The organism is Roseovarius indicus, assembly GCF_008728195.1.
GTDB lineage: Bacteria > Pseudomonadota > Alphaproteobacteria > Rhodobacterales > Rhodobacteraceae > Roseovarius > Roseovarius indicus.
Genome location: NZ_CP031598.1, coordinates 4,921,333 through 4,944,594, shown reverse-complemented (window position 1 = coordinate 4,944,594; position 23,262 = coordinate 4,921,333). Strand labels below are relative to the sequence as shown.

22 protein-coding genes are annotated in these 23,262 nt (G+C 66.1%); 12 read left to right on the top strand and 10 right to left on the bottom strand.

Annotation, left to right across the window (positions count from 1 at the left end; genetic code table 11):
- Window positions 1-47 precede the first annotated feature (47 nt).
- Window positions 48-1,532 carry an AMP nucleosidase gene (locus RIdsm_RS23725; protein WP_057812878.1) on the bottom strand — a complete coding sequence of 495 codons (1,485 nt, stop codon included), beginning with the start codon at window positions 1,530-1,532 and terminating at the stop codon, window positions 48-50.
- Between the two features lie 101 nt (window positions 1,533-1,633).
- Here RIdsm_RS23725 and RIdsm_RS23720 point away from each other — a divergent pair, with 101 nt between their 5' ends.
- Both RIdsm_RS23720 and RIdsm_RS23715 read left to right on the top strand, forming a co-directional pair.
- Window positions 1,634-2,080 (top strand): VOC family protein, encoded by a 447-nt coding sequence (locus RIdsm_RS23720; protein ID WP_057812880.1) that lies wholly within the window; start codon window positions 1,634-1,636, stop codon window positions 2,078-2,080.
- Between the two features lie 9 nt (window positions 2,081-2,089).
- The gene (locus RIdsm_RS23715) at window positions 2,090-2,944 is read left to right on the top strand and encodes an SDR family oxidoreductase (RefSeq protein WP_057812882.1); all 855 of its coding nucleotides are present in this window, start codon (window positions 2,090-2,092) and stop codon (window positions 2,942-2,944) included.
- A 133-nt stretch (window positions 2,945-3,077) separates the two neighbouring features.
- Here the strand turns inward: RIdsm_RS23715 and RIdsm_RS23710 are convergent, their stop codons facing one another.
- The 3 genes from RIdsm_RS23710 to RIdsm_RS23700 all read right to left on the bottom strand — a co-directional run bounded on the left by RIdsm_RS23710 (window position 3,078) and on the right by RIdsm_RS23700 (window position 6,305).
- A complete protein-coding gene (locus RIdsm_RS23710; protein WP_057812884.1) occupies window positions 3,078-4,352 on the bottom strand; it encodes a bifunctional folylpolyglutamate synthase/dihydrofolate synthase in 1,275 nt (424 codons plus the stop codon).
- Window positions 4,349-5,341, bottom strand: coding sequence for an acetyl-CoA carboxylase, carboxyltransferase subunit beta (gene accD, locus RIdsm_RS23705; protein ID WP_057813299.1), 993 nt, complete (start codon window positions 5,339-5,341; stop codon window positions 4,349-4,351). Before accD ends, RIdsm_RS23710 begins: the two co-directional genes overlap by 4 nt.
- 88 nt (window positions 5,342-5,429) lie before the next feature.
- Complete coding sequence (locus RIdsm_RS23700; protein WP_057812886.1) at window positions 5,430-6,305, bottom strand: CPBP family intramembrane glutamic endopeptidase; 876 nt, start codon at window positions 6,303-6,305, stop codon at window positions 5,430-5,432.
- 110 nt (window positions 6,306-6,415) lie between these two features.
- On the opposite strand from RIdsm_RS23700, the gene RIdsm_RS23695 reads away from it, so the two are divergent.
- The 6 genes from RIdsm_RS23695 (at window position 6,416) to RIdsm_RS23670 (ending at window position 12,592) form a co-directional block, all read left to right on the top strand.
- Window positions 6,416-8,086, top strand: a complete 1,671-nt coding sequence (locus RIdsm_RS23695; protein ID WP_057812889.1) for a tetratricopeptide repeat protein — start codon at window positions 6,416-6,418, stop codon at window positions 8,084-8,086.
- A gap of 229 nt (window positions 8,087-8,315) precedes the next feature.
- Window positions 8,316-10,073: a dihydroxy-acid dehydratase gene (ilvD, locus tag RIdsm_RS23690; RefSeq protein ID WP_057812891.1), complete on the top strand. Its 1,758-nt coding sequence runs from the start codon at window positions 8,316-8,318 to the stop codon at window positions 10,071-10,073.
- The gene (locus tag RIdsm_RS23685) at window positions 10,054-10,773 is read left to right on the top strand and encodes a hypothetical protein (RefSeq protein WP_143100383.1); all 720 of its coding nucleotides are present in this window, start codon (window positions 10,054-10,056) and stop codon (window positions 10,771-10,773) included. Before ilvD ends, RIdsm_RS23685 begins: the two co-directional genes overlap by 20 nt.
- Before the next feature lie 57 nt (window positions 10,774-10,830).
- The gene (locus RIdsm_RS23680; RefSeq protein ID WP_057812895.1) at window positions 10,831-11,604 is read left to right on the top strand and encodes a DUF6478 family protein; all 774 of its coding nucleotides are present in this window, start codon (window positions 10,831-10,833) and stop codon (window positions 11,602-11,604) included.
- Between the two features lie 11 nt (window positions 11,605-11,615).
- A complete protein-coding gene (locus RIdsm_RS23675) occupies window positions 11,616-11,993 on the top strand; it encodes a hypothetical protein (RefSeq protein ID WP_057812897.1) in 378 nt (125 codons plus the stop codon).
- A 107-nt stretch (window positions 11,994-12,100) separates the two neighbouring features.
- Window positions 12,101-12,592 carry a lytic transglycosylase domain-containing protein gene (locus RIdsm_RS23670; protein ID WP_177228388.1) on the top strand — a complete coding sequence of 164 codons (492 nt, stop codon included), beginning with the start codon at window positions 12,101-12,103 and terminating at the stop codon, window positions 12,590-12,592.
- Window positions 12,593-13,135: 543 nt separating this feature from the next.
- Here the strand turns inward: RIdsm_RS23670 and RIdsm_RS23665 are convergent.
- Together RIdsm_RS23665 and mutL are read right to left on the bottom strand one after the other, a co-directional pair.
- Entirely contained in the window at window positions 13,136-14,308 is a 1,173-nt protein-coding gene (locus tag RIdsm_RS23665) for a DNA recombination protein RmuC (protein WP_057812898.1), read from the bottom strand.
- Complete coding sequence (mutL, locus tag RIdsm_RS23660) at window positions 14,305-16,167, bottom strand: DNA mismatch repair endonuclease MutL (RefSeq protein WP_057812900.1); 1,863 nt, start codon at window positions 16,165-16,167, stop codon at window positions 14,305-14,307. The genes RIdsm_RS23665 and mutL overlap by 4 nt, the downstream gene beginning before the upstream one ends.
- A gap of 145 nt (window positions 16,168-16,312) precedes the next feature.
- Between mutL and RIdsm_RS23655 the strand changes: the two genes are divergently transcribed.
- On the top strand, window positions 16,313-17,209 hold the full coding sequence (locus RIdsm_RS23655; RefSeq protein ID WP_057812902.1) for an MBL fold metallo-hydrolase: 897 nt from the start codon (window positions 16,313-16,315) through the stop codon (window positions 17,207-17,209).
- An 18-nt stretch (window positions 17,210-17,227) separates the two neighbouring features.
- Window positions 17,228-17,605: a rhodanese-like domain-containing protein gene (locus tag RIdsm_RS23650; RefSeq protein ID WP_057812905.1), complete on the top strand. Its 378-nt coding sequence runs from the start codon at window positions 17,228-17,230 to the stop codon at window positions 17,603-17,605.
- A 426-nt stretch (window positions 17,606-18,031) separates the two neighbouring features.
- Here RIdsm_RS23650 and RIdsm_RS23645 read toward each other — a convergent pair whose 3' ends face one another.
- The 3 genes from RIdsm_RS23645 to RIdsm_RS23635 all read right to left on the bottom strand — a co-directional run bounded on the left by RIdsm_RS23645 (window position 18,032) and on the right by RIdsm_RS23635 (window position 19,995).
- Entirely contained in the window at window positions 18,032-18,583 is a 552-nt protein-coding gene (locus tag RIdsm_RS23645) for a hypothetical protein (protein WP_057812906.1), read from the bottom strand.
- Window positions 18,584-18,751: 168 nt separating this feature from the next.
- A complete protein-coding gene (locus RIdsm_RS23640) occupies window positions 18,752-19,024 on the bottom strand; it encodes a hypothetical protein (RefSeq protein WP_057812908.1) in 273 nt (90 codons plus the stop codon).
- 101 nt (window positions 19,025-19,125) lie between these two features.
- Window positions 19,126-19,995: a 1-(5-phosphoribosyl)-5-[(5-phosphoribosylamino)methylideneamino]imidazole-4-carboxamide isomerase gene (locus RIdsm_RS23635; RefSeq protein WP_057812910.1), complete on the bottom strand. Its 870-nt coding sequence runs from the start codon at window positions 19,993-19,995 to the stop codon at window positions 19,126-19,128.
- Between the two features lie 162 nt (window positions 19,996-20,157).
- Here RIdsm_RS23635 and RIdsm_RS23630 point away from each other — a divergent pair, with 162 nt between their 5' ends.
- Together RIdsm_RS23630 and RIdsm_RS23625 are read left to right on the top strand one after the other, a co-directional pair.
- A complete protein-coding gene (locus RIdsm_RS23630) occupies window positions 20,158-20,886 on the top strand; it encodes a Crp/Fnr family transcriptional regulator (RefSeq protein ID WP_201455548.1) in 729 nt (242 codons plus the stop codon).
- Between the two features lie 80 nt (window positions 20,887-20,966).
- Window positions 20,967-21,788: an antibiotic biosynthesis monooxygenase gene (locus RIdsm_RS23625; RefSeq protein WP_201455549.1), complete on the top strand. Its 822-nt coding sequence runs from the start codon at window positions 20,967-20,969 to the stop codon at window positions 21,786-21,788.
- Between the two features lie 129 nt (window positions 21,789-21,917).
- Here RIdsm_RS23625 and RIdsm_RS23620 read toward each other — a convergent pair whose 3' ends face one another.
- Complete coding sequence (locus tag RIdsm_RS23620) at window positions 21,918-23,249, bottom strand: ammonium transporter (RefSeq protein WP_057812911.1); 1,332 nt, start codon at window positions 23,247-23,249, stop codon at window positions 21,918-21,920.
- Window positions 23,250-23,262 lie beyond the last annotated feature (13 nt).

Sequence of the window (23,262 nt, the reverse complement as noted above, 5' to 3'; positions counted from 1 at the left end):
GTAAGAAAAGAAGGGTTTTTCGCCGATTTTGGGGTGATTTTTCCGCCTCAGAGGAAGGCTGTCTCGTCGAAACTGCGCAATTTCCGGCTGTGGATACGTTCCAGCGGCATGTCGCGCAAGGTTTCCATGGCGCGGATTCCGATCATCAGGTGCCGCGCGACCTGGGTCTTGTAGAAGTCGCTGGCCATGCCGGGAAGCTTCAATTCGCCGTGCAGCGGCTTGTCGCTGACACAAAGGAGCGTGCCATAGGGCACCCGGAAGCGGAAACCGTTGGCGGCGATGGTGGCGCTTTCCATGTCGAGCGCGATGGCGCGGGATTGCGACAGGCGCTGCACCGGCCCGGACTGGTCGCGCAGTTCCCAGTTGCGGTTGTCGAAACTGGCCACGGTACCGGTGCGCATGATGCGCTTGAGGTCGTAGCCCTTGAGCTGGGTTTCCACCGCGACCGCCTCTTCCAGCGCGATCTGGATCTCGGCCAGGGCCGGGATCGGCACCCAGGCCGGCAGATCGGCGTCGAGCACGCCATCCTCGCGCAGGTAGGCATGGGCGAGAACGAAATCACCAAGGCTCTGCGTGTTCCGGAGGCCCGCGCAATGGCCCACCATCACCCAGGCATGCGGGCGCAGCACGGCGATGTGGTCGGTCGCCGTCTTGGCGTTCGAGGGGCCGACGCCGATGTTGACCAGCGTGATGCCCGCCGCGCCGGGGCGCGTCAGGTGATAGGTCGGCATTTGCGGCAGTTTCAGCGGCAGGTCGAGCGGTGCGTCGGGGTCGGTGATGGTGGCATTGCCGGGGCCCACGAAGCTTTCGTAGCCGCTGTCGGGGTCGGCCAGCATCTTGCGGGCGTAGGCTTCGAACTCCGAGACGTAGAACTGGTAGTTTGTGAACAGCACGTGGTTCTGGAAATGCTCGGGCGCCGTGGCGGTGTAATGAGACAGCCGGGCGAGGGAATAGTCGACCCGCTGTGCCGTGAAGGGCGCCAGCGCGCCGGCGCCGTCGGGCCTAGGCTGGAACGTGCCGTTGACGATGTCGTCATTGGTGGTCGACAGGTCCGGCACGTCAAAATAGTCGCGCAGGGTGAAATCCATCGCGCCTTCCTGGGGCACGGTGAGACCGGCGTCGTTGGCCACGGCGAAATGCACCGGCATCGGCGTGTCGGAAACGCCGATGGTGACGGGAACGTCGTGGTTGTCCATCACCAGCTTGAGCTGCTGCATCAGGTAGTGGCGGAACATCCGGGGCCGGGTGACGGTGGTGGCGTTGGTGCCCGGCTCGGCCACGTGGCCAAAGCTGAGGCGGCTGTCGATCTGGGCAAAGCTGGTCGTGGTGATGCGGATTTCAGGGTAATAGGCGCGGATACGGTGGCTGGGCGCGCCGTTGACGACCGCATCGGAGAAGGCATCGCACAGGAAGGCCGAGGCGGTGTCGTAAAGCTCGATCAGCCGGTCGACGGCCTTGCCTGTGTCGCGGAATTGCTCTGCGGCGGGAAGGTCGGGGGAATGCACCCCGCCGGACAGATCGGTTGGCGCCATCAAATTGTTCCTGTCACATTCAAGTTTTGCGGCTCACGTTGACACGCGGGGGCGGGGGGATCAACCTGCGCCGACAGTCTCGGCGGCTTCGGAGGGGGACAATGGATTTCGAAACGGTCAGCCCAGCGGAGTTCGGTGCGTCGCTGAACGGGCTGGGGCTGAACATCCTCGTACGCGACGTGGCGGCGGAGGTTCGGTTTCTCGAAGAGGTGTTCGGGATGGCAAGCCATCGGGTGAGCCGGGATTTCGCGATCATGTGCTACGGGTCCCAGGTGTTTCAGCTGCATGGCGATCATACTTATTCGGCCAATCCGCTTTTGGGGCTTCTTCCCGAGGCGCCTCCGCGCGGGGCGGGGATCGAGATACGGCTCTATGACAGCGACCCGGACAAGGCAGCAGAGCAGGCCGAGGCGATGGGCGCGCATGTGTTGCAGGCGCCGACCGACAAGCCGCATGGCCTGCGCGAGACCTTCATCCTGTGCGAAAACGGTTATGCGTGGGTGGCCTCGCGGGTTCTGACTGTTGAAGAGCAGGCGGCGGGCGGCTAGGTCGGGCGGATGGGCAAGACGTTACTTTCCTTCGGACACGGCTATTCGGCACAGGCGCTGGCAAAGCGGCTGTTGCCGCAGGGCTGGGTGATTTACGGCACGACGCGCAAGGCCGAGAAGGCCGATGCGCTACGGGATGAGGGTGTGATCCCGGTGATGTGGCCGGATGGCGACCTGTCGGAGGCGTTCGCCACGGCGACGCATATCCTCGTGTCCGCCGGTCCGGACGAGGAGGGCGACCCGGTTCTGGCCAAGCTTGAGCCGCGGATACGGGAGATCGCGCCGCGGTTGGAGTGGGCCGGGTATCTCTCGACCACCGGCGTCTATGGCGATCACGAGGGTGAGTGGGTGGATGAAAGCGCCCCCCTGACGCCCGCAACGAAACGCGGCAAGCTGCGGGTCATGGCCGAGACGCAATGGCGTGACATCGACGGGCTGCCGCTGCACATCTTCCGGCTTGCGGGCATCTACGGGCCCGGTCGCGGGCCGTTCGAGAAGGTGCGCAAGGGCACGGCACGGCGGATCATAAAGGAAGGCCAGGTGTTCAGCCGGACGCATGTGGAGGATATCGCACAGGTGCTTGAGGCGTCGATCAATCGCCCCAACCCGGGCGCGGCCTATAATGTCTGCGACAACGACCCGGCCCCGCCGCAGGACGTCATCGCCTATGCGGCCGAGTTGCTGGGCCTGCCGGTGCCGCCGGAGGTGCCGTTCGAAGAGGCCGAGATGAGCCCGATGGCGCGATCCTTCTATGCCGAGTCGAAGAAGGTGGATAATCGGCGGATACGTGAGGAGCTGGGCGTAGAGCTGAAGTATCCGGATTACCGGACGGGGTTGAAGGCGCTGTTGGCCGAGGCGGGGTGAGGCGCGTTCTTTAAAAGAACGCGGGCCGAAATCTTTTGAAGATTTCGGTGCCAGGGGGCGTTTTCCGCGCGGAAAACGGGTAAGAAAATGCGTATTTTCTTACCCGGAATTTTTAAAATTCCGGGCGCGGGCCTCAGCCGTTTTCGCGCAGGATCGACCCGGCAAGGTAGAGCGACCCGCAGATCAGGATGCGGGCATGGGGGTCTTCGGCGACGATGGCGCGGATGGCGTCCAGTGCGCTGTCGGCCACACCTGCCTCCATCCCCACCGCGCGGGCGGCGGCGGCGGTATCCTCGGCCGAGAGCGTGTTGGGCTCGTCGGGGATCGACAGTGCCGTAAGGCTGGCGGCATGGGCCGCGAGCGGACGCATGTAACCCTTGACGTCCTTGGTGTTCATCATCCCGCAGACAAGGTGCATCGGCCGGTCGGGCAGGCTGGCGAGGTAGCGCCCCAGCGCCTCGCCCGCCGCGGGGTTGTGGCCGCCGTCGAGCCAAAGCTCGGCTTGCGGAGCGGCGTCGATCAGCGGGCCGTGGGTGAGCCGTTGCATCCGGGCGGGCCAGCGGGCCTGGGTGACCGCCGCCTCGAGCGCGGCATCGCCTGCGTTCAGGTGGCGCAGGGCCATGAGCGCCGCGCCGGCATTCTCGATCTGGTGGGCGCCGGGCAGGTTCGGGAGCGGCAGGTCGCGCAGGCCTGTCTCGTCCTGGAAGATCAGCCGCCCGCGTTCGGTGGTGACGTGCCAGTGCTGGCTATGCGCCAGAAGTGGGGCGCCGAGGCGCTGGGCCGTGGCCTCGATCACCTCCATCGCCGGCTCGGCCTGCGGGCCGACGACACAAGGCACGCGGCGCTTGATGATGCCGGCCTTCTCGGCGGCGATCTTGGGGAGCGTGTCGCCGAGGAAGGATTCATGGTCGACCGACACCGGCGTGATGACCGTCAGTGCGGGCTGGGCGATCACGTTGGTCGCGTCGAGCCGGCCGCCAAGCCCGACTTCGAGCAAAGTGTAATCGGCCGGGGTGCGCGACATGGCCAGAAGGGCGGCGCAGGTGGTGATCTCGAAATAGGTGATCGGCTCGTCGCCATTGGCGGCGTAGCATTCGTCGAGCACCGCCGTCAGGTCGGACTCGGAGATCAGCGACCCGGCGAGGTAGATGCGCTCGTGAAACCGGGCGAGATGGGGCGAGGTGTAGGCGTGCACGCGCTTGCCGGCCCCTTCGAGCCCCGCGCGGATCATCGCCAGCGTCGAGCCCTTGCCGTTGGTGCCGGCGATATGGATGACCGGCGGCAGTGCATCCTGCGGGTTGCCCAATTGGTCGAGCAGGCGCCAGACACGGTCGAGCGTGAGGTCGATGATCTTGGGGTGAAGCGACATCATCCGTTGCAGGATGACATCCGAGGTGGCGCCGCTCATTCCTTGCCGGATTTCTTCTTGTCGGCCTTGGCCGCCGGCTTGGGGTTTTCCGGCGGCTCGACCGGCGGCGGCGCGGGCGGTGTCGCCTCGATGGCCTCGGGCTCGGGCGTGGGGGCGGGCAGGTCGCCCTTCACCGCGGGCGGCAGGCCGAGCAACATGCGGGTGATGGTGATCAGCTCGTCGCGCATGTCGGTGCGCTTGGTCACGCGGTCGAGCATCCCGTGGTCGAGCAGGTACTCGGCCCGCTGGAAGCCCTCGGGCAGTTTCTCTCGGATGGTCTGTTCGATGACCCGCGGACCGGCGAAGCAGATGAGCGCGTTGGGCTCGGCGATATGCACGTCGCCCAGCATCGCGTAGGAGGCGGTGACGCCGCCCGTGGTCGGATGGGTCAGCACGACGATATAGGGCAGGCCTGCCTCGCGCAGCATCTGCACGGCGACGGTGGTGCGGGGCATCTGCATGAGGCTCAGGATGCCTTCTTGCATCCGGGCCCCGCCGGCGGCGGAAAACAGGATCAGCGGGCGCTTGAGCTTCACCGCTTCCTGGGCCGCGGCGATGATGGCGTTGCCCACATACATGCCCATCGAGCCGCCCATGAACGAGAAATCCTGCGCCGCCGCGACGATGGGCGTGCGCCCGATCTCGCCGCGGGCGACCAGCATCGCCTCTTTCTCGCCCGTGGCTTTCTGGGCGGCGCGCATGCGCTCGGGGTATTTCTTCTGGTCGCGGAACTGCAGCGGGTCGGGCGTGGGCAGGGGCACGTCGACCTCGGCATAGGTGCCGCCGTCAAAGAGCGCGGCAAAGCGGTCGCGCGGGGTGATCGGCATGTGATGCCCGCAATTGGTGCAGACATTGAGGTTCTGGCTCAGCTCGCGGTGAAACAGCATGGTGCCGCAGTCATCGCATTTCGACCACAGGTTCTCGGGGATTTCCCGGCGCGAGAAGATCGAGTTGATCCGCGGTCTGACGTAGTTGGTGATCCAGTTCATCCGGTCGCCCTTTTGCGGCTTGGCCATATGGCGCCTGAAATAAGCGCCGGGGGCGCGGAATGCAATCGGCCTTCGGGGCGTGCGCGCCTCAGCACCGGAGCGCGATGCGGGCGGTGAGCCAGGCGCAGAGGGTGAAGATCAGTTCGATCGGCAGCACGTACCACGCGAAGCCCGCCTCGCCCAAGGGCAGGGGAAAGGTATAGAGCGCCAGCCCGTCAAGCTGTCCGGCCGGGGCGGTCACGAGGATGGCGAAGACGTTGTTGATGAAATGCAGCGCCAGCGCCGGGCCCAGCGTGCCGGTACGGGCGGTCAGGTCGGCGGCGGCGACACCGAAGAAACCCGCCCAGATCATCACCGCCCAGGTTTCGCCGGCCGGCATCTGCGGGTTGACATGGAACAGCGCGAAGAGGGCCGAGGGCAGGCCGATCCAGATGACCGGGCTGCGGAACCGGGCCGCGAGCTGGCTTTGCAGGTACCCGCGGAAGACCAACTCTTCGGCGCTGGTCTGGATCAGCACGCAGGGCAGGGCGAGCGGCAGCCACAGGATCCAGCGGCCCGGCGAGAGGTTCGGGCTGAGCTGATAGTCCGCCGGCATCGGCATCAGGGTCAGCACCAGGTAGAGCGGTAACAGGTAGCGCAGGCAGCGGAGGAACTGTGCCAGCGCCGGCCCTGACGGGCCGATCAGGCTGCCGAGCCCCCTTTGATGCACCAGCCGCAGTGTCATACCCAGCGAAAGGATCAGGAAGGTGAACCCGAACAGAAGGATGAGAACCGCAAGCGGCGCCCGCCCCTCGAGCAGTGACGTGGACCCGTCATAGCCAAGCGCTCCAGGGGCGAAACTGGCATATGCGTAGGCCAGCGGAAGGTAGAGGAGGATCACCAGAACCACCCCGCCCGCCAGCCGCAGGGGCTGCGCCGAGGGCCGTGCCGGGGCGGTCAGCGTTTCGTGGGCATCATAGCGCATGACGGCCAAGCTATGTGCAGGGCGGGGCAGGGGCAATGCGGATTGGTACGATAGGAGTCATCCTGTGCCCCGATTCATGGTATGTTCGGCCTTAGACAGGGAGAGTTGGGATGGACGGATATTTCGATCTGGGAGCGCACAGCTTCCCGGTAAGCACGGCATCGGCCGAGGCGCAGCTCTGGTTCGATCGGGGGCTGTTGTGGACCTACGGCTATAATCACGAAGAGGCGGTCGCCTGTTTCGACAGGGCGATTGCCGCCGATCCGGGATGTGCCATGGCGCATTGGGGCAAGGGCTATGCCGCGGGCCCGAATTACAACATGCCTTGGGATCTGTTCGACAAGGCCGGGCGCGAGGCGGCGTTGACGGTGGGGCGTGCCTGCGCCCATGCGGCGCTCGAGCGGGTCGCCGGTGTGACGGCCTGGGAGGCCGCGCTGATCCGCGCTTTGCCGGCACGGTACCCGCAGGACGAGCCCGCGGACCTCGAGGTGATGAAGGGCTGGAACACCGATTTCGCCGATGCCATGCGCATGGCCTATGGCGCGCATTCCGGCAATCTCGAGATATGTACCGTCTTCGCCGAGTCGCTGCTCAACGTGACGCCCTGGAAGATGTGGGACCTGCCCAGCGGCACGCCCGCCCCCGGCGCCTTGACCGTCGAGGCGCAGGCCGTGCTGGAAACCGCGATGGCGGAGCTTCCGGGCGCCATGGGGCATCCGGGGCTGCTGCACCTCTATGTCCACCTGATGGAGATGTCGCCCTTCCCCGAGAAGGCGCTGAAGGCGGGCGATGCGCTGCGCCGGCTGGTGCCGGATGCGGGGCACCTGATCCATATGCCGACCCATATCGACGTGCTGTGCGGGCATTACCAGAACGTGGTCGACTGGAACGAGGCGGCCGTCGTGGCCGACGTGCGGTTCTGGCGCGAGCGGGGCGCTTTCAACATCTACTCGGGCTACCGGCTGCACAATTACCATTTCGTCATCTACGGGGCGATGTTCCTTGGCCAGATCGAGCCGGCGCTGCGGGCGGTGCGCGGCGCGGCCGAGACGGTGCCGGAAGAGATGCTGCGGATGGAGAGCCCGCCGATGGCGGATTACTTCGAGGCCTACCTGGGGTTCGAGCCACATGTGCTGGTGCGGTTCGGACGCTGGCGCGAGGCGACGGAACTGGACCTGCCCGAGGACACGGAGCTGTACTGCACCCTTGCGGCCCATGTGCACTATGCGCGCGGCGTGGGGCATGCGGCACTGGGCGAGGTGGAACAGGCCCTGGCCGAGGAGACGCTCTACCACGCCGCGATGGCGCGGGTGCCGGAGAGCCGGCGGGTGCACAACAACAAGGTGGTCGACCTGCTGGCGATCGGGGCGGAAATGCTGCGCGGCGAGATCCTCTACCGCGAGGGACGGCACGACGAGGCCTTCGGGGCTTTGCGCCGGTCGGTCGAGCTTGACGACAACCTGCCCTATGACGAGCCATGGGGCTGGATGCAGCCCACCCGCCATGCGATGGGCGCGCTGCTGCTGGAGCAGGGGCGGATCGACGAGGCCGAGGGGGTGTTCCGCGAGGATCTCGGCCTCGGCGGACAGCTGTCGCGGGCGACGGTACACCCGGACAATGTCTGGGCGCTGAAGGGGCTGCATGACTGCCTGAAGGCCCGGGCCGAGACGGTGGAGATCGCCCAGGTGCGCCAGCGGCTCGACCTCGCCCAGGCCCGCGCCGACAAGGCGGTGGCGGCATCGTGCTTCTGTGCTCAGGCGGCCTTGAGAGCGGCGGAATAAGGGGGCGCTGCCCCCAACGGTGAAATCCTACGGGATTTCACCGTCTCCCCCGGGATATTTCCAGCCAGAAGAAGCAGGGGGGTGCACCACCGGCTTCTTCTTGGTGAAAATATCCCCGCCGGAGGCATCTGTCAGGGCAATTGAGCGCAGGGTTCGAGGGGGACAAGCCGCTTGCCCCGCGCGCGGCTCTATCCTAGACCGTTGAGACGACGTTCGAGGAGGCCCCCAGATGACGAAATTCGACAAGACCAAGCTGCCCAGCCGATACGTGACCGAGGGCCCCGCCCGCGCGCCACACCGGTCCTACTATTATGCCATGGGCATGACCGAGGAAGAGATTCACCAGCCTCTGGTCGGCGTCGCCACCTGCTGGAACGAGGCCGCGCCCTGCAACATCGCGCTGAGCCGCCAGGCGCAGGCGGTGAAGGGCGGGGTGAAGGAAGCCCACGGCACGCCGCGGGAATTCACCACCATCACCGTCACCGACGGGATCGCCATGGGCCACGAGGGCATGCGCTCGTCTCTGGCGAGCCGTGAGGCAATTGCCGACACGGTCGAGCTGACCATGCGCGGGCATTGCTACGACGCGCTTGTGGGGCTGGCTGGCTGCGACAAGTCGCTGCCGGGGATGATGATGGCAATGGTCCGGCTGAACGTGCCGAGCGTGTTCATCTATGGCGGGTCGATCCTGCCGGGCAAGGCGCCGCAGGTGGATGAAATTCCGGAAGATTTCCGTTCCCGCGACCTGACGGTGCAGGACATGTTCGAGGCCGTCGGCCGGCACCAGAACAAGGAGTTGTCCGACAAGGCGCTGGAAATGCTCGAGCGCGTGGCCTGCCCGAGCGCGGGCGCCTGTGGCGGGCAGTTCACCGCCAACACCATGGCCTGCGTGTCCGAGGCGATCGGGCTGGCGCTGATGAACAGCTCGGGCATGCCGGCGCCTTATGAAAGCCGCGACCAGTATGGCGAGGCGTCGGGGCACGCGGTGATGCACCTGCTCGACAAGAACATCCGCGCGCGGGACGTGGTCACCCAGAAAAGCCTCGAGAACGCCGCGCGGGTCGTGGCCTGCACCGGCGGGTCGACCAATGCGGGCCTGCACCTGCCGGCGATTGCGCACGAGGCGGGGATCGATTTCTACCTCGATGATGTCTGCGAGATTTTCCGGGACACGCCGTATTTCGTCGACCTCAAGCCGGGCGGGCAATTCGTGGCGAAGGACCTGTTCGACGCGGGCGGTATCCCGGTGGTGATGAAGGAGCTGCGCAAGGCCGGCCTCATCCACGAGGATTGCGTGACCGCGAGCGGGCGCAGCATCGGCGAGGAGCTTGACCGGATCGACCGCGAGGCGGACGGCCGGGTGATCTACCCGATCGACAAACCGATCACCAAGACCGGCGGCGTCGTCGGCCTGAAGGGCAACCTTGCCCCCGCGGGCGCCATCGTGAAGGTGGCGGGGATCGCCGCCGAGAACCAGGTGTTCACCGGCCCGGCGCGGGTCTTTGAATGCGAGGAAGACGCTTTTGCCGCCGTGCAGAACCGCGGTTACGAGGAAGGCGAGGTGATCGTCATCCGCAACGAGGGCCCCGCCGGCGGCCCCGGCATGCGCGAGATGCTGGCCACCACCGCCGCCCTGTCGGGCCAGGGCATGGGCAAGAAGGTCGCGCTGATCACCGATGGCCGCTTCTCGGGCGCGACGCGGGGCTTCTGCGTGGGCCACGTGGGCCCGGAGGCCGCGCATGGCGGGCCGATCGCGCTTTTGCAGAATGGCGACATGATCACCATCAACGCTATCGAGGGCGAGCTGTCGGTCGACCTGTCGGACGAGGAGCTTGCCAAGCGGAAAGAGGCGTGGGGCGGCCCGCGCGAGACGATCTATGCCTCGGGCGCGCTGTGGAAATACGCCAAGCTTGTGGGCGAGACCTACAAGGGCGCGGTCACCCATCCCGGGGGCAAGGCCGAACGGCATGTCTACATGGATATCTGACAGGCGCACGGCCCGGGGGTTTCTTCGGGCCGTGGCACTGGCGGCGGTGCTGCCGCTGGCGGGCTGTCTCGGGGCCGACAGCGGGGCGCTGAGCTTTCTCGCCTCGGGCAGCGAGGCGGTCACGAGCGACGCGGCGCGCAAGGTCGAGATGTACGATGGCGACGTCATCGTGCGCGGGCCTAACGGCTATTGCATCGACAAGCGCACGCTGCGCCGCGGACGGGATGGCGGGTTCGTGCTGCTGGCCAGTTGCGAGTCGCTGAGCGGGCTGCGGGGCCACGGGGTGGAGCCGCTGCTGATGACCATTTCGGTTCTGCCCGACACGCCGGATGCGGCCCGGCCGAGCGCGGCGGAGATTGCCGCGCTGATGGCGCCGGCCGAAGTGATCGCCACCCATGAGACCCGGGATGTCACGCTGGTGCATTTTGCCAGCGGCGGTGACGGAATTCTTGAGGGCGGCGATGCGCGGCACTGGCGCGGGGGGATGGCGCTGAACGGTCACCTGATCGCGCTGGCGCTTTATGCCCGCAAGGGCAGCCCGATGGCCGGCAAGGACGGCCGGGCGCTTCTGACCGACCTGGCGCGCACGATACGGCGGGCCAGCCCGGCCCGGCCGGTGGCGCCGCCGGCGGCCGGAGCGGTGCCGAATCCCAAGCCGGAAGGTTCGGATTCGAGTGGAATGTCAACGGATTCCGGATAATGATGTGAACGGGTTAACCGCGGCAGGACAGGGCAGACCAGACAGAGTGGACCCGGAATGGCAGTGTTGAGAAATTCGGTGCTCGACTGGCTCACGCAGCGGCGTGTGCTGCGGCGGTGGCGTATGTCGGCGCGGCAGGCTTCGTCTTTTTCTTTCAAGGACTTGCGGAAGGAACGGGCGGCGGCCCGCAAGCTCAGGCACGAGCTGAACGAGCTGATCGCGGTGGCCGACCACCGGCTGGCGCTGCCGGTGATCGGCTCGGCCGTCTTTCCGAAACCGCATGGCACCGACTGGGCGTGGCGCCCGACCCTGTGGCGCAACCCGCTGGCGGTGCCGGGCCTGTCCTCGGCGCAGAGCAACACGCGGCTGGGCGACGAGATCGTGCTGTTTCATGACTGCAAGCATTCCGAGCTGACGCTTCGGCAGGTGCGCAACCTGCGGGAGGCCGATCTCGCGCCGTTCGGCCTTCGGATGGACGTGTTCAATTTCGACGGTTCTTTCCTGTCGCTGGCGCTCGATCTGCCCGACGGGGCGGTGCGGGGGCTGAACCGGTCGCACCTGATCCGGGTCGATACGATCGCCGAGCTGGAGAAGCCGCTGGAGATATTCGTGCGGCTCAATATCAAGCACGGGCCCAACACCGAACAGCTGGTTCGGGAGCTTCCGCTGAGGGAAGATACGGTGATGGCGGAGTTCGACCTCGCCTATTCCAACATCAATGAAAAAAGGGTCGAGCGGGCCTGGATCGACCTGATTTTCGAGAACCCGCAGATGAGCCAAGTGACGGTGCGTGACCTGACGCTGAGCCGGCGGCCGCGGGCCGAATTCTGAGGGAGCATGGCATGACGGATCTGACACTCACCAAGACGCGGCTGTTCGAGGGCGTGTGGGAGGGCGTGCTGACCCGAGAGGGCGGTGGCAAGGCCCGGCCGGAGGTCGAGGTGACGCATCTGCAATCCCCGCTGGAGGGGGTCGAGGTCATTGAAAAACCGGATGAAAACCTGTGGGTTCTCAGGGTGCCGATCCCGGCGGAGGTGATTGCCGACGGGGTGCAGACCTTCCTGATCAGCGACACCGCGACGGGCGAGCGGATCGGCGACTTCGCCCTGATGTCGGGGGATGCGCTGAGCTACGATATCCGGGCCGAGGTGACCCTTCTTCGGGAGGAGCTGGACATGCTCAAACGGGCCTTCCGGCGGCACTGCCTGGAGACGATGTAGGCGGGCAGATTCTTGCCGGAACGGGCGGCGATTCGGCTTTCGGGTTGCTGATTCGGGTGTTTTGGCCCTTTCTGCCCCCACCACGGGGTTTTGGGACAGGACACCGAATGATTTTCAGAAATATTCTGCTATGCCTTGGCGTGGCCGCGGTTGCGGCTTGTGGCGCATCGCGGGAGCCCGAAGTTTCGACGCGGGCCCTCACGCTTTACCCGGGCGAGACGCCGGAATTGCGGGTGTTGATCAACAAGTATGCCGATGCCTACGAGGTGCCGCGGCCGCTGGTGCACAAGGTGGTGCAGCGCGAGAGCGACTATCGGCCCCAGGCGCGGAACGGCCCCTATTACGGGATGATGCAGATCCTGCCGGCGACGGCGCGGGGCATCGGGTTCAAGGGGCAGAACTCTGACCTGCTGGATGCCGAGACCAACCTGAAATGGGCGGTGAAGTACCTGCGCGGCGCGTGGCTGGTGTCCGACGGGAACATGGACGAGGCCGTGATGTGGTACGCCAAGGGCTATTACTACGAGGCCAAGAACCGGTGCCAGCTGGTCGAGACGGGGCTTCTGAACCGCGAGATAGCGAAGCACTGCCGCGGGTAGGGTTCGGGACAGATTGAAGGAAAGGCCCCGGGGTTTCCCGGGGCTTTTTGTTTTGGGAGTGGTGGGTTTGAGGGTGTGCTGCGCGGAACAAGGGCAAAGCCCGCCGCGCATCGACGGGCCGTACCCACGGCACGGCGATTTGGCTATCGGAGTGCCACGCTCGATCGTCGGAGGGGTTTGGCAGGCATAAATTGCCCATCACGAGCGTTGGTTCGCCGCGCCACGGCCCGTCGATGCGCGGCTTCGCACCGGGGGATTGAAGAACGCTGCGGTCGTGGTCGATTCTCAGGCGGGGTGGTGGGTTGGCACCCACCCTACGGATACGGTTACGGGTGGGGAAATTGGCGGGGAGGCGGAGGGTGACCTGAGACCCACGATTGCAGCGTTAACCAACTGAAATTGCCGTAGAAACCCGATGTCGGTATCGCGTCGGTATAACGTCGGTATTTTGTCGGTGTTTTTTGCGGTGGCGGGGCCCGAAGGCCGGTTCGTGACCGGAGCGGGCGCCAGGGGTAGGGAAATGGTAAGGATCGCGGGGTAAGGTTACCCGTCGGGCTTGGTCAGCTTGACGATTGTGGGCTCGGTTTCGGGGGCCAGTTCCTCGAAGTCGAAATTGTCGAGACGCTTGGCGCGGCGGCCGGCCTTGTCGGCGGAGATCTTGATTTCCGAGATGTCCTTGGCCGCCTGGTGGAAGTGGCGGTCGAGGTTTTCGACGCGGTTTCCCAGCCGGTCGACATCGGCGAAGAGCAGGCCCAGTTCGCGGCGGATGGCGCCGGCCTGTTCGCGCATGCGGGCATCCTTGAGGATGGCGCGCATGGTGTTGAGCGTGGCCATGCAGGTGGTGGGCGAGACGATCCAGACGCGGGCCTCGAACCCCTCGCGGACGAGCTCGGGGAAGTTGGCGTGCAACTCGGCATAGACCGCTTCCGAGGGCAGGAACATCAGCGCGCCGTCAGCGGTTTCGCCGTCGAGGATGTATTTCTCGCCGATATCGCGGATGTGCTTGCGGACGGAGGTTTTGAGGAAGCGGGCGGCGTCCTGGACCTGCCGGTCGTCGGTGGCGTTGCGGAGGGCCTCGTAGGCCTCCAAGGGAAACTTGCTGTCGATGCAGATCGGGCCCGGCGGGTTGGGCAGGTGGATGAGGCAGTCGGCCCGTTTGCCGTTCGAGAGGGTGGATTGCAGGGAATAGCTGTCGGACGGCAGCGCCTTGGAGACGATGTCGTGGAGCTGGATCTCGCCAAAGGCGCCGCGGGTCTGCTTGTTCGACAGGATGTCCTGCAGGGTGAGCACGTCGCCGGAGAGCTTGGTGATATTCTCCTGCGCCTTGTCGATGGCCGTGAGGCGTTGTTGCAGGTCGCCCAGCGACTGTGCGGTGCGGCGGGCGGAGCCGTGGAGGTTTTCGTTCATCTGCTCCTGCACCTGCGCCAGGCGTTTTTCCATCAGGTGGAGCATGTTGGTCTGGGCCTTCGACTGCGCCTCGGCCACGTGGGTGAGCCCGCCGGAAAGCTGGTGCTGACCGTCGGAGAGGCCCTGCACGCGCTGGCCGAGGTCGCCCATCTGGCGGATCAGGGGTTCGGTGAGCCTTGCCGAGCGGGAAGCCGCGCGGATGGCGGCGAAGAGCAGGATGACGATGAGGAGGAGCAGCGCACCGCCGCCGAGGAGGGCGAGGGTGAGCGGGTCGTTGAGGTCGAGAATGGTGTCGCCGATCTGGATCATGTGCGCCCGAAGAGCCGTTCGATATCGGCGAGTTTGAGTTCGACATAGGTGGGCCGGCCGTGGTTGCACTGGCCGGAATGGGGGGTTGCTTCCATTTCTCGGAGCAGCGCGTTCATTTCGTCGGCGGACATGCGGCGGCCCGAACGGATGGAGCCGTGGCAGGCGATGCGCGAGAGGATGGCCTCGATGCGGGCGCGCAGCGTGAGGCTGTCGCCCTGGTCGGAGAGCTCGTCGAGGATATCGCGGAGCATGGCGCCGGCGTTGCAGGGGCCGAGGATGGCCGGGGTTTCGCGCACGGCGATGGAGCCCGGGCCGAAGGGTTCGATGGTGAGGCCGAGTTTGGCCAGTTCCTCGGCCTCGTCGAGGAGGCGGGTGGCGTCGGCCTCGCTCAGGTCGACGATCTCGGGAATCAGGAGGGCCTGGGCGCGGACGCCGTTTTCGGCCATCTGGCGTTTGAGTTTCTCGTAGACGAGGCGTTCGTGGGCGGCGTGTTGGTCGACGAGGATCATGCCGTCATCGGTTTGCGCGACGATGTAGTTTTCGTGGACCTGCGCGCGGGCGGCGCCGAGGGGGAGGGATTGCGGGCGTGGTTCTTGCGGCTGCTCGTCCGTCTCTGGCGTGACGGCCTCGCGGGTGGGTTCGACGCGGGCGCTGTAGCTGTCTTGCAGTTCCGCGAAGCCGGGGGCCTGGGCCTGGTAGGCGGCCTGACGCGCGGCGGGCGAGGGGCGGTCCATCTGGTAGACGCGGGGGGCGGGCTGCTCGGGGCGCATGGCGCCGAGTGTGGCGCCGGCGACGGTGGAGGAGGCGCGGTGGCCGGCTTCGGCCAGTGCATGTCGGAGGCCCGAGACGATCAGCCCGCGGGCGAGGCCGGGGTCGCGGAAGCGGACCTCGGATTTCGCCGGGTGGACGTTGACGTCGACCAGCACCGGTTCGCATTCGATGAAGAGGGCGGCGGCCGGGTGGCGATCGCGGCTGAGGAAATCGTGGTAGGCTGCGCGGAGGGCGCCGTAGAGCATCTTGTCGCGCACCGGGCGGCCGTTGACGAAGAGGTACTGGGTGACGGCCGAGCCGCGGGAGTAGGTGGGCAGCGCCGCGAAGCCGGTCATGTGCAGGCCCTCGCGGCTGGCGTCGATCGGCAAGGCGTTGTCGGTGAACTCGCGGCCGATGATGCGGGTGAGGCGGCCGTGGAGGGCGTCGAACAGGTCGCCGGTTTCGGCATCGGCGCGGAAGGTGACGCGGCCCTCGCCGCCGCCGGAGGTGTCGCGGAGGGTGAAGCCCGTGAACGGCTCGGCCATGGCGAGGCGCTTGACGGTGTCGGTGATGGCCTGCGCCTCGGCCCGGTCGGAGCGCATGAACTTGAGGCGGGCGGGGGTGGCGTGGAAGAGGTCGCGCAGGGTGACGATGGTGCCGGCGTTGAGGGCCGCCGGTTTGACGGGGCCCAGCTTGCCGCCGGTGACGGCGATTTCGGCGCCGTCGCCGCCCTGTTGGCGGGAGGTGATGGTGAGGCGGCCGACGGCGCCGAGGGAGGGGAGCGCCTCGCCCCGGAAGCCGAAGGAGTGGATGTTCAGCAGGTCGGTGCCGTCGATCTTGGAGGTGGCGTGGCGGGCCAGCGCGAGGGGCAGGTCGTCGGGGGACATGCCGCAGCCGTCGTCGGCGACGCGGATCATCGTCTTGCCGCCATCGGCGAAGGCCACGTCGATGTGACGGGCGCCGGCGTCGAGGGCGTTTTCCACCAGTTCCTTGACCGCGGAGGCCGGACGCTCGACAACTTCGCCGGCGGCGATGCGGTTGACGGCGGCTTCGTCCAACTGGCGAATTACGGGCCGATCCTGGCTTATATTGGGGCTGATGGTGTTCATTCCTCTATACCTAGCATGGGTCGGGACGATTCTGCCAGACGGGAACGGGGCGGTTTGCCCATGGTCAGCAAACTATTTCGGCCGGTGGGGGTTGGAATGGAAACACATTCAATTAACTAGATATGATCTGAGAAAAGGAGGCCGCATGTTTACCCGAAAGAGCCCTTCGACCGGAGCCCGATCGCCGGAGGTGACCGGCTTTTACGAACCCGACACCGGCAGCATTCAATATGTCGTGGCCGACCCCGGCACGAAGAAGGCGGCGCTGATCGACGTGGTGCTGGATTTCGACCCGGCGAGCGCGAAGACCGGCACCGAGAGCGCGCAGGAGATCCTCGATTTCGTGAAGCGCGAAGGGCTGGAGGTGGAATGGGTGCTCGATACCCACCCCCATGCCGACCACATGATGGCTTCAAGCTGGCTGGTGGAAAAGACCGGCGCGCCGAATGCGATTGGCGAGAAGGTGAAGGAGATCGCACACCTTTGGGCGGACTTATACAACATGCCGGGCGCGTTCGACCCGGAGAGCGATTTCAGCCGGCTCTTCGCGGATGGCGATACGTTCAGGATCGGCGATCTGGATGTGCGGGTGATGTTGTCGCCCGGGCATACGCTGGGCTCGATCACCTATGTGGTGGGGGATGCGGCCTTCGTGCATGACACGTTCATGCATGTGGATGTGGGCACCTCGCGGGCGGATTTCCCGGGCGGGTCGTCGAGCGTTCTGTATGACAGTCTGCAGCGGATCCTGGAGCTGCCGGATGAGACGCGGCTCTTCATCGGGCATGACTACCCGCCGGTGAAGGACCGCGAAGACCCGGCGTGGGAGGCCACGGTGGCCGAGCATCGGGAGAAGAACCCGCATGTGGGCGGGGGTGCATCGCGCGAGGACTACGTGAAGCTGCGCGATGCGCGGGATGCGACGCTCGGGCTGCCGGACCGGATGCTCTACGCCCTGCAGGTGAACCTGCGCGGCGGGCAGCTTCCGGAGGCCGAGGCGGACGGGAACAGCTACTTCAAGATTCCTGCGAACAAGTTCTGAGAGATTGGGAGAAAGATCATGAAAACGGAAAACGTGGGCGACGCCGTGCTTGAGACATGGACGGTCGAGGAAGTGGCCCAGGCCTTTGACCGCGACGAGATCGTGCTGATCGACGTGCGCACGGTGCAGGAATATTCCTTCGAGCATATCGTCGGCGCGCTGCTGATGCCGATGCCGTTCTTCGAGGCGCGCAAGCTGCCGGGGCAGTCGGACAAGCGGATCGTGTTCCACTGTGGCTCTGGCGTGCGCTCGGAGAAGGTGGCGCGAAAATGCATCGAGGCGGGGATGACCCGGATCGCCCATATGGAGGGCGGCTTTGGCGCGTGGAAAGAGGCGAAGAAGCGGTACGTGGGCACGGATATGGCGACGGGGGCGCCGAAGGTGGTGAATGGGTGAAGTTGGGGGGCTTGGGGGCAGGGCTGACGGTCGTGGACGTTGCCGCGAAGGGCGGCTTAGAGCCCAATCCTGACGCATCCACGGAGCACCTGCGCGGAATCGAGGGCGTAGCCCGCCGCGCATCGACGGGCCGCCCCACGGCACGGCGATTTGGCAAATGAAGTGCCACGCGCGAGCGGTGGATGTGCTTGGCAGAGATAAACTGCCCATCACCTACGTTGGTTCGCCGCACCACGGCCCGTCGATACGCGTCTTCTCACCGTCGGGACTCAATGACCGCTTCGTCCCGCGCTGCCGACCTTTATACACTGCGCGGTGGGCCGTACCGGCGGCACGGCGCACCACGGCCCGTCAATGCGCGTCTTCTCAGCGTCAGGAATAGACGGGCTTCATCTCATCTACCCACTTCCACAGGCGCCCCGCGCCCTATTCCCGTGCCTCGGTCAGACGGTGACGGTAATCCTCCATCCACCGCTTTTCGCACCAGAGTTGCTGGCCGAATGCGATGATTTGGGCCAACTCGCCTTCTTCGGTGAGGCCGTTCGCCCAGGGCAGTATGCGTTTCTCGACGAGGCGCCTCATCCTGCGAAGGTGTTTCCTGACGGCATCGGGGCCCTTGTCGCCATAGCGGAATTCGCTCGGCTCGCGCCGCGTGATGTCGGGGCGATAGCTCGGGCTCGGTTTGAGCCAGCCCTCGAAATCCTCGAACCTCAGCGCCCGGGGGAAGTCGAGCATGTAAAGGTCGTCGCTGTCGGGATCGTCGCAGGTCACCGGACGCAGAAAGCTGTGGCGAAAGCAGATGGCTGTCTTCGCCACGCCCGGATGGGGCCATTTGCTGCTGACCCGCCTGATCCACAGGTCGCGGGTGCCGTTCTGGTATCTGAGCGACCTGGTCTTGCGGACGCGGGCAAACCCCAGCGCCTTCAGGGGGTCGGCGAATTCCTCTTCGAACAAGGTGTTGTATTCTTTGTGATCCATTCAGACTGGCCCGGTCACGGCTGAAAGAACGCGGAGCTTAGCCGGATTTGGTAAACAGGCAAGCAGACGGGACCCGCGGGCCTGACTCTCATCCTGACTGCCAAGCCCCCGCGCGGACTTGACGGGGGAGCCCGCCGCGCATCGACCGTTGGCCGGGTGGGTGGCGCCCTACCGGTGCTGGTCGGCCAGCCTGTCGCAATAGTCGTAGGCGTCGTCGCTCTGGGCGATGGGGAAGGCGCGGATGTGGGAGAGGTGAAAGATGGCCGCCGCGGCGTGGCTGGGGGAGTTGCCGCGCTCGGGTTTGCGGCTGGTGGCGCCGTCGACGAGGGTGCCGTCGTTCTGGATGAAGACCATCTTCGGCCGCAGCGTGTCCTTGTGCCAGCCGGCGAGGACCTCGCGGTAGATCAGGTTCCAGTCCGCTGGCCTCTTGGTGTCTGCCACGTCGCCATTCCTCCTTCGGCGGGTTTTCATTGGTTTACCGGCACGGCACGGCCCCTAGGGCTTGGGACAGGAGAGGCCGCGCCGTGCCGGTGCCTGCCAGGTCAGCTATGCGATTCCGCGACCTTGGCAAACCGGGCACCCCGGGGACGAGAGGTGCCCTTTTCGGAAGGCGGTCCCTGGTGGATCGTTATCCTGGATTTCTTGACGGGCGCGCCCTCGGACAGGCGGCGGAGCATCATCGCGCGGGTGTCGCGTTCGACGACGATGCGCTGGGCCTCTTCGAGGGTGAAGGTGCCGTGATGCAGGCCGCGCCCGACGATCGCGCCGGCGATGTTGCCGAGATACTTGAGGGTCGAGACGTGATCGAGCGTCTTGGCGAGGCCGCTGGCGATCACGGGCGTCTTGAGCTGGCGGGCGAGGTCGGCGACGAGCGCGACGGAGCCGTCGGGCAGGTCGGCGTCGTAGTCGGTGTCGTTGACGATGACGCCGGCGAGGCAGAGGTTGTCGAAGCTCTGCAGGAAGTCGAGCGGCGGCGTGCCGGTGGGGCGGGTCCAGCCGTCGACCATGACCTCGCCATCGCGGATGTCGACCGAGACGAGCACGCGGAACGGGTGGCGTTCGGCCGAGCTTCGTACAACGCCGGGCCCGAGATAGGCGGCCGAGCCGATCACCACGGTTTCGGCGCCGCGGTCGATCCACCAGTCGATGTGATGCGGCTTGTGGATGCCGCCGGAGACCTGCACGGGGATGTCGACCTCGCGGATGATCTGTTCGACGAGCGCGGTGTTGTCGTGGCTGTGGCGCCCGGTGGCGTCGAGATCGGCGACGTGGAGCCATTCGGCCCCGTGAGCCGCGTAGTGCCGGGCGAGGTCGAGCGGGCTGGTGTCGTGTTCTTCGGGCAATGTCATCTGGCCTTTGCGAAGGGTGACGCATCGGCCGTTCTTTATCGCGATCTCTGGGTAGATGATCATCAGGGGTTCTCCTCCCGGCGCCTCGGGCGGCGCTGACATTTCAAAGCAGAATCGCACTATAGCGCGCGCCGGAAATCCGCTCTTTCACCTATGATGTATCGGGATGAAACATTTCTGTTGCCGAAACGGCCGGTTTGGGGCGATCATAACTGCATGAAATCCATGGTTAAATGCTCTGACTGCCCCCTTCGCAAGCTCGACGTCTTCGAGGAGACGCGCGGCAAGGAGCTGGAGTTCATCACGCAGCTGAAGTCAGGCGAGATGACGGTGGACCCGCGGACGCGGATATTGGACGAGGGGGTGAACAGCCCGCATGTCTTCACCGTTCTGTCGGGCTGGGGCCTGCGGGAGAAGACGCTCGAGGACGGGCGGCGGCAGATCATGAACTTCGTGATGCCGGGGGATCTGCTGGGGCTGCAGGCGGCGATGTTCGACGTGATGGATCATTCGGTCGAGGCGCTGACAAGCATGACGCTGTGCGTGTTCCAGCGCTCCGATCTGGCCAATCTGTTTCACACCCAGCCCGGGCTGGCGCATACGGTGGTGTGGCACGCGGCGCGGGGCGAGCGGCTGATGGATGCGAACCTTCTGAGCATCGGGCGCTGCACGGCGAGGGAGCGGATCGTGCAGGCGCTGCTGATCATCTTCGGCAAGGCCGAGCGGCTGGGGCTGGTCAGCCGGGATGGCAGCGTGGACGTGCCGATCACGCAGCAGCACATCGCCGACGCGCTGGGCCTGTCGCTGGTGCATACGAACCGGACGCTGAAGGCGCTGATCGCCGACGGGCTGGTGGCGTGGCGGGCCGGGCGGCTCAGGATCATCGACAGCGAGGGGATGCAGAAGATCGCGCCGATCGAGGTGATCCCGCCCCGCCGGTTGCCGCTGATCTGAGGGCGGCCGGGAACTTCGCAAGGGGGCGCATGGTTGGCCCGGTGAAGGCCGCATCGCGGCGCCGCGAGACGGAGGCACCCATGACACGCACGATGATGGCGCGCGCCACCCCCGGGCCCGGGCAGGAGGCGCGGCTGAAGACGCTGGTCGACGAGCTGGCCCGGCATGTCCGGGCCGAGCCGGGGAATATCCGGTTCGAGGCCTTCGCCGAAAGCGGCGGCGCCGTGGTGATGCTGGAAGAGTATCGCGACGACGCGGCCTTCGAGGCGCATCTCGATGAGCCACATACGCGGCAATTCAACGAGGCGCTCGGGGAGGTCGCGGCCGGTGGCGCGTCGGAGGTCACCGAGCTTGGCGCCATCGCCGCCGACACGCCGGCGGCGCCGGGCATCCGCGGGATCGACCATGCCGGGATGACGGTGCCGGACATCGACGCCGCCACCCGTTTCTTTCAAGACGCGTTCGGGGCGGTGACGCTGTACGACGTGCTGCCCGAGGATGGCCCCGACATGGAAGGCGACGGCCCCGAGGCGGAGCTTGGCCTGACCGCCGGAACGCGCATCGTTCACATGCGGCTTCTTCGGCTCGGCAACGGGCCGTGCCTGGAGCTGTTCCGGATGGAGGGCGGCGAGCAGGCCGGGCCGGCGCGCCTGCAGGACGAGGGGCTGACGCATCTGGGCCTTTACGTCGATGACATGGAGGCGGCCTGTGCCGCGTTCAGCGCTGCCGGGGGAGAGCTGCTGAAAGGCCCGCATCCGCTGGCCAACAACGAGGACCAGGAGGGGAATGCCGGCATCTATGGCCGGGCGCCCTGGGGCACGCTGATCGAGCTGCTGAGCTATCCGGGCGGCATTTCCCACCCGCAGGGCGCGCCCGCGATCCGCTGGACCCCGCATCCCTGAGAGGCAAGGGGCGTTGATCACGCCTGCCGGCCGTGGCGGTCCGGCCGTTCCCGGCGGAGGCATCTGGACAAGGCATAAAAAAACCCCGGGCCGAAGCCCGGGGGAAGTTGCTCCAGGAAAGACGCTTTATCAAGCGTTGGAGAACTCGGGGTAGGCTTCCATGCCCAGTTCGCTCATGTCGAGGCCGGCGATTTCGTCTTCTTCGCTGACCCGCAGGCCGAGGATGGCCTTGATGATGAACCAGAGCACGAGGCTGCCCACGAAGGTGAACACGCCGTAGGCGATGATGCCGGTGATCTGCGTCACGATGTTGGCGTCGCTGTTGTAGAAGACCACGGCGATGGTGCCCCAGATACCTGCGAAGAGGTGGACCGGGATGGCGCCGACGACGTCGTCGATCTTCATCTTGTCGAGCATCGGCACGGTGAGCACGACGATCACGCCACCGATGGCCCCGATCCAGAGCGCGCCGAAGAGGCTCGGTGCGAGGGGTTCGGCGGTGATCGACACGAGGCCGGCGAGGGCACCGTTGAGCACCATCGTGAGGTCAGGCTTCTTGTACATGGCCTGGGTCATGATGAGCGCGGTGACGGCACCGGCCGCGGCTGCCATGTTGGTGTTGGCGAAGATGCGCGACACGTCGGAGACATCGCCCACCGTGCCCATGGCAAGCTGCGAGCCGCCGTTGAAGCCGAACCAGCCCAGCCACAGGATGAACGTGCCCAGCGTGGCCAGTGCGAGGTTCGAGCCCGGGATCGGGATGACCTTGCCGTCCTTGCTGTACTTGCCGATACGGGGGCCGAGGACGATGGCACCGGCCAGAGCGGCCCAGCCACCCACGGAGTGCACCACGGTCGAACCCGCGAAGTCGGAGAAGCCCATCTCGGAGAGCCAGCCGCCACCCCACTGCCAGGAGCCCGAGATCGGGTACATGACGCCGGTCAGCAGGATCGTGAAGACAAGGAAGGGCCACAGCTTGATACGCTCGGCCAGCGCGCCCGACACGATCGAGGCGGTGGCGGCGACGAAGACCAGCTGGAAGAAGAAGTCCGAGCCGATCGAGGCATAGTCGAGGGCCGCGTCGGCCGCGGCGACGCCCACCGGGTCAAGCACGGTCGGCGAGAAGAACGGACCGACCCAGCCGGCCATGATCCAGCCGTCGCCGGGGTACATCAGGTTGAAGCCGATGAGCCAGTACATGATCGCCGCGAGGGAATAGAGGGCGATGTTCTTGGTCATCTGCATGGTGACGTTCTTCGAGCGGACAAGCCCGCCCTCGAGCATGGCAAAGCCGCAGGCCATGAAGAACACCAGGAACCCCGCCATGCAGAACAGCAGCGTGGTCATGATGTACGGGCCGATTTCGTCGAAGCCCGGCGCCGCGGCGTCCTGGGCCAGGGCCAGTGACGGCAGCGCGGTCAGTACCGCGGCCCCAAGCCCGAATTTGGTAAGACGTTTCATTTGATAAAGCTCC